This window comes from Caballeronia sp. SL1002 (assembly GCF_057814995.1).
Genome location: NZ_JBYMUW010000002.1, coordinates 1,174,524 through 1,191,696, shown reverse-complemented (window position 1 = coordinate 1,191,696; position 17,173 = coordinate 1,174,524). Strand labels below are relative to the sequence as shown.

At 58.9% G+C, this 17,173-nt stretch carries 10 protein-coding genes; 7 read left to right on the top strand and 3 right to left on the bottom strand.

Annotated features, from left to right (window positions below):
• The first annotated feature begins 345 nt into the window (after window positions 1-345).
• Entirely contained in the window at window positions 346-1,077 is a 732-nt protein-coding gene (locus tag AC3D25_RS08240) for a Crp/Fnr family transcriptional regulator (RefSeq protein ID WP_488887931.1), read from the top strand.
• Window positions 1,078-1,104: 27 nt separating this feature from the next.
• Window positions 1,105-1,515 carry a hypothetical protein gene (locus AC3D25_RS08235; RefSeq protein ID WP_488887930.1) on the top strand — a complete coding sequence of 137 codons (411 nt, stop codon included), beginning with the start codon at window positions 1,105-1,107 and terminating at the stop codon, window positions 1,513-1,515.
• A gap of 100 nt (window positions 1,516-1,615) precedes the next feature.
• Here the strand turns inward: AC3D25_RS08235 and AC3D25_RS08230 are convergent, their stop codons facing one another.
• A complete protein-coding gene (locus tag AC3D25_RS08230) occupies window positions 1,616-2,608 on the bottom strand; it encodes a hypothetical protein (RefSeq protein ID WP_488887929.1) in 993 nt (330 codons plus the stop codon).
• Between the two features lie 202 nt (window positions 2,609-2,810).
• A complete protein-coding gene (locus tag AC3D25_RS08225; protein WP_488889637.1) occupies window positions 2,811-3,689 on the bottom strand; it encodes an ATP-grasp fold amidoligase family protein in 879 nt (292 codons plus the stop codon).
• A gap of 1,097 nt (window positions 3,690-4,786) precedes the next feature.
• Between AC3D25_RS08225 and AC3D25_RS08220 the strand changes: the two genes are divergently transcribed.
• From AC3D25_RS08220 to AC3D25_RS08205, 4 genes are all read left to right on the top strand, one after another.
• Entirely contained in the window at window positions 4,787-6,289 is a 1,503-nt protein-coding gene (locus AC3D25_RS08220; protein ID WP_488887928.1) for a tyrosinase family protein, read from the top strand.
• Window positions 6,290-6,836: 547 nt separating this feature from the next.
• The gene (locus AC3D25_RS08215) at window positions 6,837-8,177 is read left to right on the top strand and encodes a glycosyl hydrolase (protein ID WP_488887927.1); all 1,341 of its coding nucleotides are present in this window, start codon (window positions 6,837-6,839) and stop codon (window positions 8,175-8,177) included.
• Between the two features lie 546 nt (window positions 8,178-8,723).
• Window positions 8,724-11,039, top strand: coding sequence for a polysaccharide biosynthesis tyrosine autokinase (locus AC3D25_RS08210; RefSeq protein ID WP_488887925.1), 2,316 nt, complete (start codon window positions 8,724-8,726; stop codon window positions 11,037-11,039).
• Window positions 11,040-11,156: 117 nt separating this feature from the next.
• Window positions 11,157-12,431, top strand: coding sequence for a hypothetical protein (locus AC3D25_RS08205; protein WP_488887926.1), 1,275 nt, complete (start codon window positions 11,157-11,159; stop codon window positions 12,429-12,431).
• A gap of 356 nt (window positions 12,432-12,787) precedes the next feature.
• Here AC3D25_RS08205 and AC3D25_RS08200 read toward each other — a convergent pair whose 3' ends face one another.
• Window positions 12,788-13,927 (bottom strand): acyltransferase family protein, encoded by a 1,140-nt coding sequence (locus AC3D25_RS08200; RefSeq protein ID WP_488889636.1) that lies wholly within the window; start codon window positions 13,925-13,927, stop codon window positions 12,788-12,790.
• Between the two features lie 868 nt (window positions 13,928-14,795).
• Here AC3D25_RS08200 and AC3D25_RS08195 point away from each other — a divergent pair.
• Window positions 14,796-17,111 (top strand): polysaccharide biosynthesis tyrosine autokinase, encoded by a 2,316-nt coding sequence (locus tag AC3D25_RS08195; RefSeq protein WP_488887925.1) that lies wholly within the window; start codon window positions 14,796-14,798, stop codon window positions 17,109-17,111.
• Window positions 17,112-17,173 lie beyond the last annotated feature (62 nt).

Sequence of the window (17,173 nt, the reverse complement as noted above, 5' to 3'; positions counted from 1 at the left end):
CATCAGTACGCCAGTTGCGCCGTTAGCCGGCCGTTTCAGAACGAACGCCCTTATTTGCTAAAGGAGGAACTGGATTGTCACCTTGAGGCCCGCAATGGGATCCGGGCCTCAAGGCGGAATCGTAATCCGAGGATATCGACACCGGCGGACGATGCATCGGGCGCGAGTATGCGAGTACTTAAGCGCCGCATCGACGGGCTGCTCGAATGAGCGGCAAAGGTGAAGTGGATCTATTTGCGCATTTCGAGGACATGCAGGGCGCCTGGGCGCCGGCGCCTCCCCGAAACGCCCGCGTTGGTAAATAAGAGCGCTGAAACATGGCGCGACATTGCGAGAGCACAAATCATGTTGATCCTTCAATCCGACCTGCACGGTAATCATTTGCTGGGCGCGCTACCGGCCAGCGAATGGCAGGCACTTACCCCTGATCTCGAACTCGTTCAGTTGCGCACCGAGCAACTACTCTGCGATTCAGGTCAGCGTATTCATCACGTCTACTTTCCCGCCACCGCGATCATCTCGCTGCTGCACACGATGGAAGACGGCAGCTCGGTGGAGATTGCAGCCGTCGGCCGTGAAGGCATGACCGGCGTACCGATCCTGACCGGCGGCGAAACCATGCCGACGCGCGTGCAGGTGCAATGTCCGGGCACCGCTTACCGGATGAGCGCGCAAACGCTGCGCGAGCATTTCCGGCGCTCCGATGTTCTGCGCCGCCTGATGCTGCTGTATATGCAAGCCCTCCTCACGCAGGTCGCGCAAACCGCCGCCTGCAATCGACATCATTCGCTTAGCAAGCAGCTTTGCCGCTGGTTGCTGATCGACATCGACCGTACGTCTTCCAACGAGCTTCTGGTCACCCAGCAACTGATCGCCGACATGCTCGGGGTGCGTCGCGAAGGGGTCACCGAAGCCGCCGGCCAGCTTCATTCCGCCGGCCTCATCTATCACAGCCGTGGCTGCATCAAGGTGCTCGATCGAGAGGGCCTCGAAGCCCGCGCGTGCGAGTGCTACGGTCTCGTGAGACGCGAGTTCGACCGGCTTCTGCCGCGTATGCGCGCGACCGAACCGGCCTGATGCTTTAAGCCCCTGGCGAATCGCTGAATGCTCTATGCGGTTCGCCCGCGCGGCGCGTCTAGCCCAATAAAAAAATCCGTGTTACCCGACGGGATTCGTTACGCGAGTCCCGCAACGCTTGGCGCCACCGGGATAACCATGACTGAGAAAAAGAAGACGACGCTGATTCAACCACCGCCTATCGGCGAGGGCGAGGACGAATCTAACGTGGTCGTGTTTGCACTGGCGCGCGTGATCCCGCTCTTTGGGCGATATCCGTTAAACAGCGTGGAGAATTTCGAAGCGCTAAAGACCGCGCTTGAGGATTTGCAACGCCAGCACGCAACGGCTTTGCCGTTCGTCGGCATTTTCCTGGACGATGTATTGCGCTTGCTGGAGGATGAGCGAGCACGCCTTCCGGTGTCGAAGCCTAAGGCGAAACCTGCCAGGAAAAAGTAAGGCCCGGAGAAACCAGGGCTTTTGGATTGGGTTGCGGCGGACAACGCCGCCCTTCCCGCTTTGCTTTATTTGACTTAGCGCGTCGACTAAGTCGATCGACTTAGCGCACGCCTACTTTCTCGAACACATTCGAGAGCGCCTCCTTGATGATACGGTCGCCGAAAAGGCCCTGAACGCGCGGGTCCGTTGCGGCCTCGGCCTTAGGTCTCGGGGTGGTCGGCAAGGAGCGTGCGAGATCGGGAATGCTCGAATGCAGCATCACCAGGTCGTCACCCAACTCCTGTCTTGCCCAATTCAAAAAGCCCGTTTCAATCGCAAGCACTCTGACGCCCAGGCTCACCGCGTAGAAGAATGTGCCGCTGACAATGACGTTCTCTTCCGCGTGGCAGATGATCACGCCTTCGCTGCCAAGGATCAGATGCTGCGCATCCTGCTCGGTAAAGTACTCGTCGCGGATAACGACATTCCCCGCCGACAGCGCATTCAACTCCTTGACGTACTCGGGATCGTCGCACGTGCCAATGATGAGCAAACGGCGATTGCGCGGAAAATGTTCGACCAGCGTTTCGAAATGCTTGTACCGCATGATGCGGCCGAAGCAGACGAAATAACCGGGCAACGGATCGTCGGCCGTGTCGGTTGAGGCTTCCACTTTATAAAGCGGATGGGGCACATACATGCGGGACCCGCGAGTCTCCGGCATCGAATGAACAACCGATGCGTCACAAAAACTTTCCAGAAAATCAGCGGCGCGTGCGGCCACTTTCTTGTGCTTTACGCAGGTGTTGTGCGGGAAGCGGTTGTGACGAACGTAGACGAGTTTCCTGGCGAACAGCTTGCAGAGGTTCAGCTTCACGACCGACTTGGCGAACCGGTAAACGGATAGCGACCCGCTCTTGGTCACTATTTCGTTTTCGATCCAGTTCAGAAATATGATGTCCGCCTTGGTCCTATTTCCTGCAACGAGATTTCGTAATCCTTTCTTTACGGTAAAGTCGCTTACGCTTCCGAAATCGGAAAGAATGTCCTCCATGTTTTCGCAGTATTTATTCGGATTGTTCTTCTGGAGCGGCAAGTACAAAATATTCAGCATATTTCCCCTTGGGAGATGAACACAAACCCGGACAGGTGAGTTAGCCGATGCCCATTGCCTTTGGAGTGCCGCCGCCGCGTGAAGTTTTCTCTCGAACGGAGAAATATGAAGAAATTCGCGCGAATACTTCGAGCGGCCTGCTGGTCAGGCCGCTCGAAGCATCAGGATCGCTGTACCAGCGGATGAAAATGCGGTTGCGGCGCTACTGGCCTGGCTTCATTTGGAAGAGACGTCCCCATTCGTAGTCCACGATATCCGGTCCGAATCGAAACACGCCAGCTCCCGGTGTAAAGGTTAACTCCCCAAAATAAATTTTGTCGTCCGGTGCGTAGAGATCGACGCGAACATATTCGAAATCCTGCGCAAGCGTGCTCGCGATGGACAGCAGCGAGTCCAGATTTTCCGGGCGCGGCGCCGGTGTCACGCTGCGCGGATAGTGACCGATCGACATGTCCTGAATCTTCCAGTCTGCATCGTACATGTCCCCACGCGGATGCACACCGAAGCGGTCCGAAATCACGGCGATATAAATCGTCTGACCGCCGGATTGATCGTTGAATATGTGAATCTTCAGGTCGGCCGGAATGTTGCCTTCACTATCGAGCAGCAGTGCTTCGAAAAAGATCCGCGGCTTGATCGTGCGGTAGTGGCGTTCGCGCGCGATCCGGTAGAAGTCGGTCGAAAGCCATTGCTTCGCGAGCAAGTCGAGCTCGGCAAACGACGTCTCCGATTTGTCGTTGACGATCTTCACGAAGCCGCTGCCGTGGTTTGCCTTCATCACGAAGGTCGTCGGCAGTGCGTCGAACACCTCCTCCGTGAACGCCTGCGGATCCGCGATCAGCGGAATCAAATGCTGGTCGCCGATCTTTCGGCTGACGTAGTCCCGCACGCTGAGTTTGTCGGTGAGATCGACGTAGCGCGGGTCCGGATAAAGGCACCGGTGCAGTATTTTTTCATTGAACGTCGTCGGGCTCTTGAGGTTCGGAAACCGTCCCACTTTTTGGCGGTGGGAAATGCTCAGAAAGACATTGTCGGGCAACCAGTCTTTTGCCCCGTCAATTAGCCTTTTCGAAAACGACATCATGGTTCTCCTCTATGAATATTCAATGACGATCCCGGCGTGCCGCCATTTATCGTCTCCACTCCCAAAGTGAAACGTGCGAGCGGTCCTGTTTGTTCCAGTCCGTCCAGCACTTTCCCGCACCGGCGAGCCCCATGATGAAAGCTTCGATCCGGCGCGCTCATTTTTTGATTCGCTCAGGGCCTTTAAACTTCAGTTGAAACGTTTGCCTTAAAGTCTGACAAATAGCGCGTGAAACAAATAGTTGTGCGACTAATCGGCAAAGATTCGACTAGTCGGGCAGGAATCGGTCAAAAACGTTCCTTTCAAAAGCAGAACCATGATCCGTGAGAGATTTTGAAAGGACCGTGCGCCACCCAACAAACAATTAGCGGGTTTAGTGCAGTCTCTATTTGTCTGCGTTTATAAAACAGCAAGATAAGCGAATTGTTTCAGTCGACGCCATTGGTTGCACGGGTATTTTGCATCGCGCTAAACCTGTCCCTTTCACCGACTGCGCAAAATGCAAAAAACCCGATCGTTTAAGCAAATACCTGTTCCATTGCCCGCGAGCTGTGGCGATTTCCCTACACATCGGAAAATTTAAAAGCGGAGTTGAACGGATATCCTGCCTTTCAGCGCGATTTCAATCCGTCGAATAAAACATCCGTTCACAAAAAATTAAATTCTGCAGATAACTTTAAAAAGTCCGCTCAGTCAATCGTTTAGCCAGCGAGTGCGGCAATGGGCGCTGCGGGCATTGTGGTGTCTATCGGCAGTTTCCCTGTCAGGCGCCCTACCGAGACGCCAGAACCGAAACGGCATCTCGCGTGCGCCCTATATGTATAAGAAAGAAAAGGACGTGCGAAACCGCACAATCAATACGAGTCTTGTGATGTAAAGTTCGGTAACAAAGCTGCATCGTCAGATGCCAACGTTTGCGTGAATCTTGCCCGATCCTGACGATGCCGCGATAACACGACCGCAGCCAGCCAACCAAGAATCAGAACAATGGCGCGGCAACTATATTTCGCTATCCGAATCATCCTTGTCCAACCCGTCGCTCATACAGAGTATCCAAACGCTTGCCCTGCACGCGCCCAACTACGGAGAAAACCATGACCAACTCGACGTTCAACCGACGGCATTTCCTAGGCACAGCGGCCTCAGCGCTCACGCTCGCGTCGCTTCCGAAAATGGCAAATGCAGCCACGACCTACGTCCGGCTCGAGTGGCAGCAGTTCAAGCTGACCCCGCAATATACGTCGTTCCTCACTGCCGTCCGCACCATGAAGGCAAATCCGAACGCAAATGATCCGAATTCCTGGCAATACTGGGCTAACGTTCATATGAATTATTGCCCGCATCGCCAGCCGTATTTTCTGGCGTGGCATCGCGGCTACATTTTTTATCTGGAGCGGCAGCTTCGGATAGTATCCGGCGATAATTACCTCAATCTGCCCTATTGGGATTACTACACGAACCCCAATTTGCCGAGCGAATTCACGGATACGGCCACCGGTAATCCGCTTTACATGCCGCGCCTGAATACAAACGTGTATTCCTCGCTGGACCTTTCTCCATTCGCGGCGACGACGGTGAATTTCCAGCGTGGCACGGTCAATTCGTTCGAAGAGAAATTCGAAACCGCGCCGCATAATCCCGTGCATAACATTCTCGGTAATGTGATGGCGACGATGCAATCGCCGATGGACCCGATCTTTTATCTGCACCACTGCAACGTGGACCGGCTCTGGCACGCATGGGCGCTCCCTGCCGGGGGCACCATGCCGGTGCCCGCCGCCGATTACTGGGCGGGCAGTTTCACTTACGCGACCGGCCTGACGATGCTCAAGGGGCAGACGTATTCGCCGCGCAGCCGCCTGGGCTACGACTACGCGAACACCGCGCGACCGCTCATCATGCCGCCGCAAGCCCAGCGCGGGCGGATCATCCGCGTCCAGGCGCAAGTCGGGCAGATTCGCCTGCGCCCGCAAATCGTCGCGCTCACCGCGACCCCCGCCCGTACGCTCGCTGCTGGACGCCGCTCCGTCGGTGGCGTGAGTAGCGTGCAGCTGACCGAAGATTCGATCAGCACGCGGATCGTCGCGCCGGCGTCGGCGGCCTCGGCTGTACAGGAAGCGCTCACGACCACCCAAACTGTGCTCGAAGCCGCGACCATCAGCCCGCTCGCGCAGTCCCGCGCGCTCGCGGCGACGCCGGCGAGCAAATTCAAGTCGGTGAAAATCGTTCTGGACGACGTCTCGATCACGAAAGCGGGACTCGCGGGCGGCTATTTCTACAACGTCTATTTGAATCTGCCGGCTGCCGGCGATATCGACGAGGCGCGCTCGCAGCACTTTCTCGGCACGCTCGGACCGTTCGAAGTGGCCGGCCTCGCGCACCACGGCAGCGTCACGCTCGACTATCCGGCGACCGAAGCGCTGCTCAATATGGGTGGCAATGTCAGCGAGTACGTGGTTTCGCTGGTGCGCGTGAATGGTCCGACGGCGCCGAAGGGCAAGGTCATGCGGATCGGCGAGATGCGCGTCGAGTTGTCGACCGATGCGCCGTACACCGTGAATCAGGTTCTGCCGCGTACGCCGGGCGACGCCTATTGAGCTATTAACTCCTGTCGGTGTTTTCACCGTTCGCGAGGTCTGGCCACCTCGGCCGGGTCTCGCGGGCGGCTATCAACGTCTTTCTGTTGTCCGTCTCGTCCTCTTCGCGCATTCGCGCACTCATCCCCATCCCGCTATTTGCGCAATGTGTATAGCTGCGCGCGATGAAACGTCTCCTTTGTCGCGCCATTAAAGCCGCAATTCGCTTCGCATTTAATTTGTATGACTAAAGAACAAATGACGCCGAGGCACTTTTCTAGCCAAAAATGATGCAGTTTCTGTACAGTCCCCGTTTATTTTTACCGTTTCGCAATTCGCGAACATGGGAATAGACGTACTAAATCCTGCAATCATCGGCAAAATTATTTTTTTCATACGATACGGATTAAGCATCTTCTCCTTTATCGGAAATTGTTACATCCAGTTACGTTGTCGGTAGGATGGCTCCGAATATACTCTGCACCCCAGAGTAACAACGTAATTGCTACCTATGCCGTCATCGAAACACCTAGTTCAGAAGCAAGAATTCCCTGTCGTCGAATCTTCTTTGAAAACGGCGTCGCCGATCCCGCGTAGAAAATTCCTTTCATTCGTCGCTGCCGGCGCCGGCTCGGTCGCGCTTGCCGCATGCGGCGGTGGCAGCGAAGCGGACGAAAGCGACGCAAGCACTGCGACCGCCACGGCCAAAGCGAGCGTAGCTGCCTCGGCCGACGGTACGACGATTCCTCCGGCTTCCAAGATTACCGATTCGAGCGGCGCGGTCTGGACCGTGGTTAGCGGCGTGATCTACAAGAACGGCGCGAAGGCCGGTAGTACACACAGCGTGACCTTGTTGCTGATCAAGAGCGGCAAGATCTATCACAAAGGCACGAACAGCCAGTTTTACGTCTGGAGCAGCAGCAAGTGGATCAAGACCACGGACCCGCGCACGACGTCCTCCACGCTCGCGACCACGACGAAGAAGCTCTTCTACGGCATGAACGGCCACATGGCCTACAGCACCGGCATCTACAGCACGCTGTCCCAGGCGACCCAACTCGCGTTGCTGAAGGACCTGGGCGCGACGAACTATCGCTGCGACGTGGCGAGCGGCGGCATGGCGCAAGTCCTCGCGGACGCGCTCAAAGGCCCGTTCAAGAACAGCGGCGTATCGATCCTGCCGGTGCTCAATCCGCGCTCCGCGCACTGGGATCCGTCGGGTTCGGAGTCCGAGGCCTACACGCTCGGCTATAACCTCGGCGTCAATTGCGCCAAGCCGCTCAAGGGTCTGGTCACGCATATCGAATGCGGCAACGAGCTTGACACCGTGGGACTCAAGATCGCTGGCAACGGCAGCTTGTCCACCGACTGGAGCCCGAAGTTGTGGCCGTCGTTCCGCGGGGTGATCCGCGGCATGATCGACGGCGTGAACGCGGTCGATTCGAGCATCAAATGTGGCGTCAACATGGGCATTCCGCTCGCTTATCGCGCGCTGCAGATGCTGTGGAGCGGCATTACGCCCAACGGTACGTCGTCGGGTAAATCGGGCGCATCGTCAGTGCGCTGGGACTTCACGACGTGCCACTGGTACAAGAGCTACTACAACATCGAAGCCGCGGGTCCGAACGGCGACATCAACGTGCTGCAGATCCTGAAGGACTCGTTCGGCAAGCCGATCTGGTTGACGGAATGGAGCTGGTCCGGTTCCAAGGACACGAGCGCGTCAGCGGCGGCCTACGTCACCAGTGCCCTGACCCAGTACAAGTCCATCAAGGACAAGTACGACATCGAGTCGATCATGATGTATTGCTTGATCGACGCGAGTTACGGCCTGATCGAGGCCAACGGCACGACTAAAAACGCGGCTTATTCGGCGTTCAAGAAGTTCACCGCCGCTAACGCGGTTTAAGTTCGAAATACGCCTTACCTCAGTCTTATCGTACTTAGCAGGCACGCGCGTTGCTACATAGCGTTGCCTGGATCGCCATCGCTTCCCCGCGATGCATCCGGCGGCCGCCTTTTTGCCCAAAGGCGGCCTGCTTTCAAATCCGTTTCGTATTAGCAATACTCAAGCAATACTCGACTGCGCTTAAAGAATGCCGCGTTTTATTGGCAAAAAACCAACACTTTTATTATTTTTGGCTGGTGCGCGCGGCTGATTTTTCCGCGTGTGCGCTAGTGAACAGACGCTGTCTTTCTAATGCGGGAATGTAAGACGTCGAAGATTGTTTGCTTCGAATGCTTCATCCATTGAAGGCGCCGGAACCGGCGACGGAACCTTCGGCCACCTGGCCGCCAAGCCGTTCCCGTCCCGCGTCTGCCCTCCCTGAATTGCCGGCATCGCGACACGCTCGCCCAGAGCGTGGCGAGCATGCGTGGCAGAACCAGCCAAGGCGATGGACTCCGGCATTTCGCGCATTTGGCAACTACGCTCAACGAATGAGGAATGCGTCACATGAATAGCTCTTATCTCGGCCACGAGCCCATTCGGGTGCGCGACCACGACGACACCTTCTCCGCCTCCGATCTATGGCGGCTGATCGTCGATAACGTGTGGCTCGTCTGCCTCATCATCGTCGCCATCACCGGCGCCGCTACCCTCTACGCCTACGTCGCCACACCCAGCTATGCGGCCGACGCGCTCGTCAAGGTCGATTTCCCCACGCCCAACGAACTCGGCGTCAGCTCGCGCGGCGGCGATCCGGTCACCCCGACCACGCTCCCCGACGACGCCGAAATGCAGATCATGCAAAGCCGGCGCGTGCTGCTGCCCGTGATCGCGAAGTACAAGCAAGACATCGCGATCACGCCCAACGAAGTGCCGTTCTTTGGCCGTATCGGCGAGATGCTCGCTAACCCCGGCCAGCCGATGCCCGCTTTCCTCGGCCTCAAATCGTTTGCCTGGGGCGGCGAAGACGTGCAACCCAACATCCTCACCGTGCCCGCGCGGCTGCAGGACAAGGAACTGACCCTGCGCGCCACCGAAGGCGGCGGCTTCCAGCTCCTCGACCCGGACGACCGCTTGCTGGTCGAAGGCCGCCCCGGCGAGCGCGCCGAAGCCAACGGCGTGACGATCCTGCTCGACAAGTTCGTCGCCCGTCCCGGCACGCAATTCACTGTTGTGCGCTACAGCGAGTTTCGCGCGATCGACCGGTTCCTGAAGAAGCTCAAGGTGATGGAGCAGACCAAGGAATCCGGCGTCGTGCAGATCATCTTCGAGAACGAGAGCCCGCGTCTCGCGCAGTTGATCACCAACGCCATCGCCGATAACTACGTCGCCGCCAATATCGCGCAGCGCCGCGAGGAAGCGAGCACCACGCGTGAATTCATCGACGGCGAATTGCCCAAGCTGCGTCAGGACCTCTCGCGTGCCGAAACCGCGTTGAGCGAATACCGCAGCCAGGTCAACACGATGGAGCCGACCAGCGAAGCGAGTTCGTACCTGCAAGGCAGCCTCGATCTCGATCGCCAGATCGCGCAGTTGAACATGCAGCGCGCCCAAGTGGCCGCACGTTTCGCACCGGGCACGCGCGAAGTGCAGACGCTCGATCAACAACTCGCGCTGCTCACCGCAGAAAAGCAACGCTTCGAATCGCGCTTCAAGTCCTTGCCGGATTCCCAACGCAAGAGCGCCGATCTCACGCGCGATGCCAAGGTCGCCGAAGACATCTACGTGGCGATGCTCAACAAGTCGAGCGAGCTTTCGGTCACGCGTGCCGGCACGCTCGGCAACGTGCATATCATCGACACCGCGCTGCTGCCGACCTCGGTTGCCAAGCCCAAGCGTCTGATCGTGATGGGCGGCGGTCTCGCGGCCGGCATCATCCTGAGCGTGCTGTTCGTGTTCACGCGCAAGCAACTCTCGCGCACCGTCGAGAACCCGCACGCGATCGAACGTCACCTGAGCCTGCCGGTGTTCGGTGCCGTGCTCTTTAGCGGCGAACAGGCAAGACTCGATCGCGCCAACACGCCCTCGCTGCTGTCGTCGTCCTCGTCGCTGGCATCGAAGAGCCGCGCCAATGCGGACGACGCGCGCGGCCAGGGCTATGCGCGCGCGGTGACGTATGCGGGCCGCGCGGCATCGCGCTTCCTGCTCTCGACCGACGCCGATAACGACATGGCGATCGAAACGTTGCGCACGGTACGCGCTTCGCTGCAACTCGATATCGCCGATGCGCGCAACAACGTGCTCGCTATCGCGGGCGCGACGCCGGGTACGGGCAAGACCTTCATCGCATCGAACCTCGCGGTGCTGCATGCGCAAGCGGGCAAGCGCGTGTTACTGATCGACAGCGACATGCGTCGCGGCCGGATCGCGGGCATGTTCGGTCTCGCCGCAAGCGGCGGCCTTGCCGAAGTGCTCAGCGCGCAGATGGAGCCGCGCCAGGCGATCCGTTCGGTGGGTGTGCCGGGCTTGTCGGTGATTACGTCCGGTGAATTCCCGGTGAATCCGTCGGAGCTGCTGTCGACTTCGCGCCTGCAGATGCTGCTTGAGGACCTGGGTCCGCAATACGATCTGATCATCATCGACACCCCCGCCGTGCTCGCGGTCAGCGACGCGAACATGGTGGCGTCGCACGCGGGATCGACCGTGCTGGTGGTGCGTCCGGCCGCGCAAAGCGAGAGCGAACTCGAAGATACCGTCAAGCGGCTCGACCGCAGCGGTGGTCGTGTGGTGGGCATCATCTTCAATGCCGTGCCGCGCCGTCGCAGTGAAAAACGCACCTACGCGTATGCGAGCGCGTACACCTCACGCGCACCGCAGGCGTGAAGTCTGGACGAACGAACCGGGCCTTGCGTTAATGAGAAAAACGCTGACGTTGGCAGGCTTCATGCACGACGCGCGCGCCGTTGAGCTTCAACGGCGCGCCACCACGCGGAGGACGCAATGTATCCGAAGGTAATCGCCTCCCTCTTCTACATGTTCTTTACCTGCGTGATTTTCAATCCGCAGATAGGGGGCGTGACGCTGTATTTCTTCCTGTTCATTCCGTTCTTCGACGCGGATTTTCTGCGCTTTCTCTCCACGACCTGCAAGCGCTGGAGCGGCCCGCTCCTGATCGCCATCGCGATCAGCTTATTGGGTTCGCCGAGCGTCGCGGTACGGGTGGTGTCGATTGCGATCTCGGTTGGCTATCTGATGTACACGATGGACCGGCGCATGAACTATCTGCATCACTGGATGGCGATCAACGTCGGATTCGCGATGCTGCAGTTCGTCCTTTACTACGTCGATCGCGGCCTCGCGATGCAGCTCGGACCGGCCGCGCTCTCGCAGACCATCTGGGGATCGTACGCGACGAAGGCCTACACGAACTTCTTCGAGATCTTCTACTTTGCGCGCGTATCCGGCTTCTCGCGAGAGGCGGGCTTCTTCTCCTCGCTGCTGGTGGCATCGCTCGTCTCCTATCTCTTCACGACCGAAAAGATAGACAAGCGGATCGTGGCGCTTTATTTCGTCGGGCTGTTCATCGGCTTCTCGAAATCGTCGATGATGCTGTTCATCTTCGCCGCGCTGTATCCGTTCCGAAACAAGCTGCGCGCAATCCATCCGCTCATCATCCTGATGGTGTTCATCTGCGTGGTCAGCCTGTTTTCGATCTTCATGGCGAACCATGGCTTCTTTGGATCTGAAACGTTCGGTCACCGGTTCGGCGGCTATCCGTTCATGTTCGAAGCGCGGCTCGAAGATGTGCTGCTCGGTGTGAATTCGCAGGACGTTCTGGCGCACTACATGTATCTGGATCACATGAAGCTCGTCGAGACGGAAATCCTGGGTGGCGTGCCATTCGCGGGCCTGCCGGCGAGCGTGGCCGACATGGGCTTGTTCCCTGCCCTGTTGTTGTTCGGCGTGATCGCGTTCACGGCCAGCGACGGTTTCGTGATGCTGCTCTTGCTCCTGATCACGTCCACCGTCAGCTTGACGACCGTGACCTCGTTCGTGCCGATCGCGTACCTGATTCTCTACTGGCCGCGCTTCGTTGCGTATCGTGCGCAACGGCTGGAATTTCAGCGCCAGAATCCGATGCGGCAGCCTTTGCCGCCGCGGTTTCCGAAGGATCCGTCACGCATCCAGCCACGCAATCCTCCGCGTAACCAGCCTCGCAACCCGCTGCGTCCGCAGCGTCCGCGCAGGACAGTCGCATTGGGCAACGGCAAATGACTAAGCGCTGAATAACTTGAGCGGTAGATCGAACCGGAAGCTGGAATGACAAAGAGCCCGCGGCGTGTCCGCGGGCTCTTTGCTTTTGCGACTGCTTGGGACTTAACGGGCCTAAAGGGCTTGAATGGCTTGGCGCTTGGATGGCTTGAAGGACACGAAGCGCTTTAGGCTTGCCTGCTCAAGGCTTAGCGGAATTACGGCTTGGCGGGGCGAAGTCGCAGCCGACTTAGGGCAAAAGACGCGCTCGTTAAAAAGCCTCGATGGCAACCGGTCGGGCGGCCATCGAGGCTTGGTCGAACTTAATTATTTCCCTTCATGCTTGGGGGCCGAGCCGTCCCCACCCAAGTCGAAATCGTTTAGCGGCCGTGATTTTCAGGCGCCGAGTCACCGACGAACACGGCTTGCGGCGCCGCTGTGCGCCGGCTCGACGTCAATGCATGAGCCAGTCGGATAAACGGTGCTTCCACGACCATGAAGCTCATCCACGACAAACCGATCGCCAGCACCGACGCCACGAGCATATAGACCGCGAGCGGGCCGCCCTCCCAGCCAAAGCGCTGGCACGCCCAGAACATCACATAAAGCGGGATGCCGTGGAGCAGATACATCGAGTAGCTGATCTCGCCGAGCCACGCGAATAGCCGGGAGTGGATCTTCCAGACCGTCGCCAGGAGCGTGAAAATGGCGAGCCCCATCAGATAGCTGCACGAGTTGATGATGTGCTCGCTGTCGTGCTGCTTGAGCGCGACCAGGAACGTCAGCACGGAAATGCTCGCGATCACCGCTGTCACGGCGGCAAACGCCTGCTTGTAGGACATGTCGATCCGCCTCGAACCCAAGCCGAATCGGACCCGCGCGCCCGGATTGTCGTAGGCGTGGCGGAAGCAAGCGCCCCAGAACATGATCGACAGGTGATAGAGCATGCCCTTGTACTGGCCGAGCGCGCTTGCCGGTATCACTTTCAGCGCCGACGTGACGACGAACGCCGCGCCAAGCGCGACGCAGGTGACACAAAGGTCACGCATGTTCTGGATGCAGCCGAGCCAGAAGAGAACCAGGCACAGCACGTAGAAAACCAGTTCGGTTTCGAGCGTCCAGTAGTGGCCCATCATTTCGCGCTGACCGAGCGCATCGGGAATCATGGTCGCGTTCGCAAGCCAGCCGACGGCGTCCATCTGTTTATCGAACAGCACCCAGTAGGCGAAGAAACCGAGCGGGATCGAAAGCCAGAACGCGGGATACAGCCGGAAGAAACGCCGGATCAGGAACTTGCGCGTTCCGCTGCCGAAAATGCTGTTGGGTCCGTTCAGGCTTTTAGGAATCAGCAAGCCGCTCAACGCGAAGAACACCACCACACCGATCCGGCCAAAATTGCCGTAATGCTGAACCGCGTTCAGCCATTGCTGGGAACCGGCAATATTGACGAATTTTTCGGCGTAATGCGTCCACATCACGAACAGCACCGCGACGGCGCGGATCGCGTCGATATGCGCCATTCGATGCGGCAAAACTTGAGTCGGTGTTTTCAACGGTCGATCTCCGTGCGTGAGAGAACACTCGGACCCTCATTCGCAACGCTCCGGCGTTTGATGTCGTTTTTTTCGACAACTTATCCGACGACATTGCAATGCGTGGTCTCTGCGGTGTTTATTCTCGCCAAGGGTCATGCGGATCGGTCAGACGGATCGGCTGCGCCTTTCAATCCGATTCGACAGACAAACGGTGCATGCTAGCGTCTCGAGTTGGCACGCTCAGTACGCGAACGAACAGATGTACGTTGGCGGATATGGAAGCAAGGTTCACAACGTCTTAACGAAAGCCAGGACGCGCGATGCGAACGAGCGTTCAGCGCCACGCCGCAGCCTCGCCCGGATCCAGGAAACCGGCCTGGAGCGTCCGCGCATGCTAAGGCCGTGGAATCCGGGGTGAATATAATTCGAAGCGGTTTAAGCCAATCCGAAAGCGAAATCGAAACTGCGATTTAACTATACGACAGCGAATAAGGTTCTCGCAAAGCCTTAAATAAAAAACTCAGCCGAAACTATTTATTTCTGGCGCTTAGCGTTCGTTTTCCCGCATGTGCGCTAGTGAACATACGTTGCGTTCTTAATGCGGGAATGTAAGACGTCGAAGATTGTTTGCTTCGAATGCTTCATCCATTGAAGGCGCCGGAACCGGCGACGGAACCTTCGGCCACCTGGCCGCCAAGCCGTTCCCGTCCCGCGTCTGCCCTCCCTGAATTGCCGGCATCGCGACACGCTCGCCCAGAGCGTGGCGAGCATGCGTGGCAGAACCAGCCAAGGCGATGGACTCCGGCATTTCGCGCATTTGGCAACTACGCTCAACGAATGAGGAATGCGTCACATGAATAGCTCTTATCTCGGCCACGAGCCCATTCGGGTGCGCGACCACGACGACACCTTCTCCGCCTCCGATCTATGGCGGCTGATCGTCGATAACGTGTGGCTCGTCTGCCTCATCATCGTCGCCATCACCGGCGCCGCCACCCTCTACGCCTACGTCGCCACACCCAGCTATGCGGCCGACGCGCTCGTCAAGGTCGATTTCCCCACGCCCAACGAACTCGGCGTCAGCTCGCGCGGCGGCGATCCGGTCACCCCGACCACGCTCCCCGACGACGCCGAAATGCAGATCATGCAAAGCCGGCGCGTGCTGCTGCCCGTGATCGCGAAGTACAAGCAAGACATCGCGATCACGCCCAACGAAGTGCCGTTCTTTGGCCGTATCGGCGAGATGCTCGCTAACCCCGGCCAGCCGATGCCCGCTTTCCTCGGCCTCAAATCGTTTGCCTGGGGCGGCGAAGACGTGCAACCCAACATCCTCACCGTGCCCGCGCGGCTGCAGGACAAGGAACTGACCCTGCGCGCCACCGAAGGCGGCGGCTTCCAGCTTCTCGACCCGGACGACCGCTTGCTGGTCGAAGGCCGCCCCGGCGAGCGCGCCGAAGCCAACGGCGTGACGATCCTGCTCGACAAGTTCGTCGCCCGTCCCGGCACGCAATTCACTGTCGTGCGCTACAGCGAGTTTCGCGCGATCGACCGGTTCCTGAAGAAGCTCAAGGTGATGGAGCAGACCAAGGAATCCGGCGTCGTGCAGATCATCTTCGAGAACGAGAGCCCGCGTCTCGCGCAGTTGATCACCAACGCCATCGCCGATAACTACGTCGCCGCCAATATCGCGCAGCGCCGCGAGGAAGCGAGCACCACGCGTGAATTCATCGACGGCGAATTGCCCAAGCTGCGTCAGGACCTCTCGCGCGCCGAAACGGCGTTGAGCGAATACCGCAGCCAGGTCAACACGATGGAGCCGACCAGCGAAGCGAGTTCGTACCTGCAAGGCAGCCTCGATCTCGATCGCCAGATCGCGCAGTTGAACATGCAGCGCGCCCAAGTGGCCGCACGTTTCGCACCGGGCACGCGCGAAGTGCAGACGCTCGATCAACAACTCGCGCTGCTCACCGCAGAAAAGCAACGCTTCGAATCGCGCTTCAAGTCCTTGCCGGATTCCCAACGCAAGAGCGCCGATCTCACGCGCGATGCCAAGGTCGCCGAAGACATCTACGTGGCGATGCTCAACAAGTCGAGCGAGCTTTCGGTCACGCGTGCCGGCACGCTCGGCAACGTGCATATCATCGACACCGCGCTGCTGCCGACCTCGGTTGCCAAGCCCAAGCGTCTGATCGTGATGGGTGGCGGTCTCGCGGCCGGCATCATCCTGAGCGTGCTGTTCGTGTTCACGCGCAAGCAACTCTCGCGCACCGTCGAGAACCCGCACGCGATCGAACGTCACCTGAGCCTGCCGGTGTTCGGTGCCGTGCTCTTTAGCGGCGAACAGGCAAGACTCGATCGCGCCAACACGCCCTCGCTGCTGTCGTCGTCCTCGTCGCTGGCATCGAAGAGCCGCGCCAATGCGGACGACGCGCGCGGCCAGGGCTATGCGCGCGCGGTGACGTATGCGGGCCGCGCGGCATCGCGCTTCCTGCTCTCGACCGACGCCGATAACGACATGGCGATCGAAACGTTGCGCACGGTACGCGCTTCGCTGCAACTCGATATCGCCGATGCGCGCAACAACGTGCTCGCTATCGCCGGTGCGACGCCGGGTACGGGCAAGACCTTCATCGCATCGAACCTCGCGGTGCTGCATGCGCAAGCGGGCAAGCGCGTGTTGCTGATCGATAGCGACATGCGTCGCGGCCGGATCGCGGGCATGTTCGGTCTCGCCGCAAGCGGCGGCCTTGCCGAAGTGCTCAGCGCGCAGATGGAGCCGCGCCAGGCGATCCGTTCGGTGGGTGTGCCGGGCTTGTCGGTGATTACGTCCGGTGAATTCCCGGTGAATCCGTCGGAGCTGCTGTCGACTTCGCGCCTGCAGATGCTGCTTGAGGACCTGGGTCCGCAATACGATCTGATCATCATCGATACCCCCGCCGTGCTCGCGGTCAGCGACGCGAACATGGTGGCGTCGCACGCGGGATCGACCGTGCTGGTGGTGCGTCCGGCCGCGCAAAGCGAGAGCGAACTCGAAGATACCGTCAAGCGGCTCGACCGCAGCGGTGGTCGTGTGGTGGGCATCATCTTCAATGCCGTGCCGCGCCGTCGCAGTGAAAAACGCACCTACGCGTATGCGAGCGCGTACACCTCACGCGCACCGCAGGCGTGACTAGGGTCGCCTGAACTTATGCAGCGTTTCATGCAGTGTTAAAAGGAAATTCGATGCTAGTA

Bases quoted from the DNA above. Each gene is read 5' to 3' on its own strand.
- AC3D25_RS08230 (WP_488887929.1), bottom strand. From the start codon at position 2,608: ATGCTGAATATTTTGTACTTGCCGCTCCAGAAGAACAATCCGAATAAA.
- AC3D25_RS08225 (WP_488889637.1), bottom strand. From the start codon at position 3,689: ATGTCGTTTTCGAAAAGGCTAATTGACGGGGCAAAAGACTGGTTGCCC.
- AC3D25_RS08200 (WP_488889636.1), bottom strand. From the start codon at position 13,927: ATGGCGCATATCGACGCGATCCGCGCCGTCGCGGTGCTGTTCGTGATG.
- AC3D25_RS08240 (WP_488887931.1), top strand. From the start codon at position 346: ATGTTGATCCTTCAATCCGACCTGCACGGTAATCATTTGCTGGGCGCG.
- AC3D25_RS08220 (WP_488887928.1), top strand. From the start codon at position 4,787: ATGACCAACTCGACGTTCAACCGACGGCATTTCCTAGGCACAGCGGCC.
- AC3D25_RS08205 (WP_488887926.1), top strand. From the start codon at position 11,157: ATGTATCCGAAGGTAATCGCCTCCCTCTTCTACATGTTCTTTACCTGC.
- AC3D25_RS08210 (WP_488887925.1), top strand. From the start codon at position 8,724: ATGAATAGCTCTTATCTCGGCCACGAGCCCATTCGGGTGCGCGACCAC.
- AC3D25_RS08195 (WP_488887925.1), top strand. From the start codon at position 14,796: ATGAATAGCTCTTATCTCGGCCACGAGCCCATTCGGGTGCGCGACCAC.
- AC3D25_RS08235 (WP_488887930.1), top strand. From the start codon at position 1,105: ATGCTCTATGCGGTTCGCCCGCGCGGCGCGTCTAGCCCAATAAAAAAA.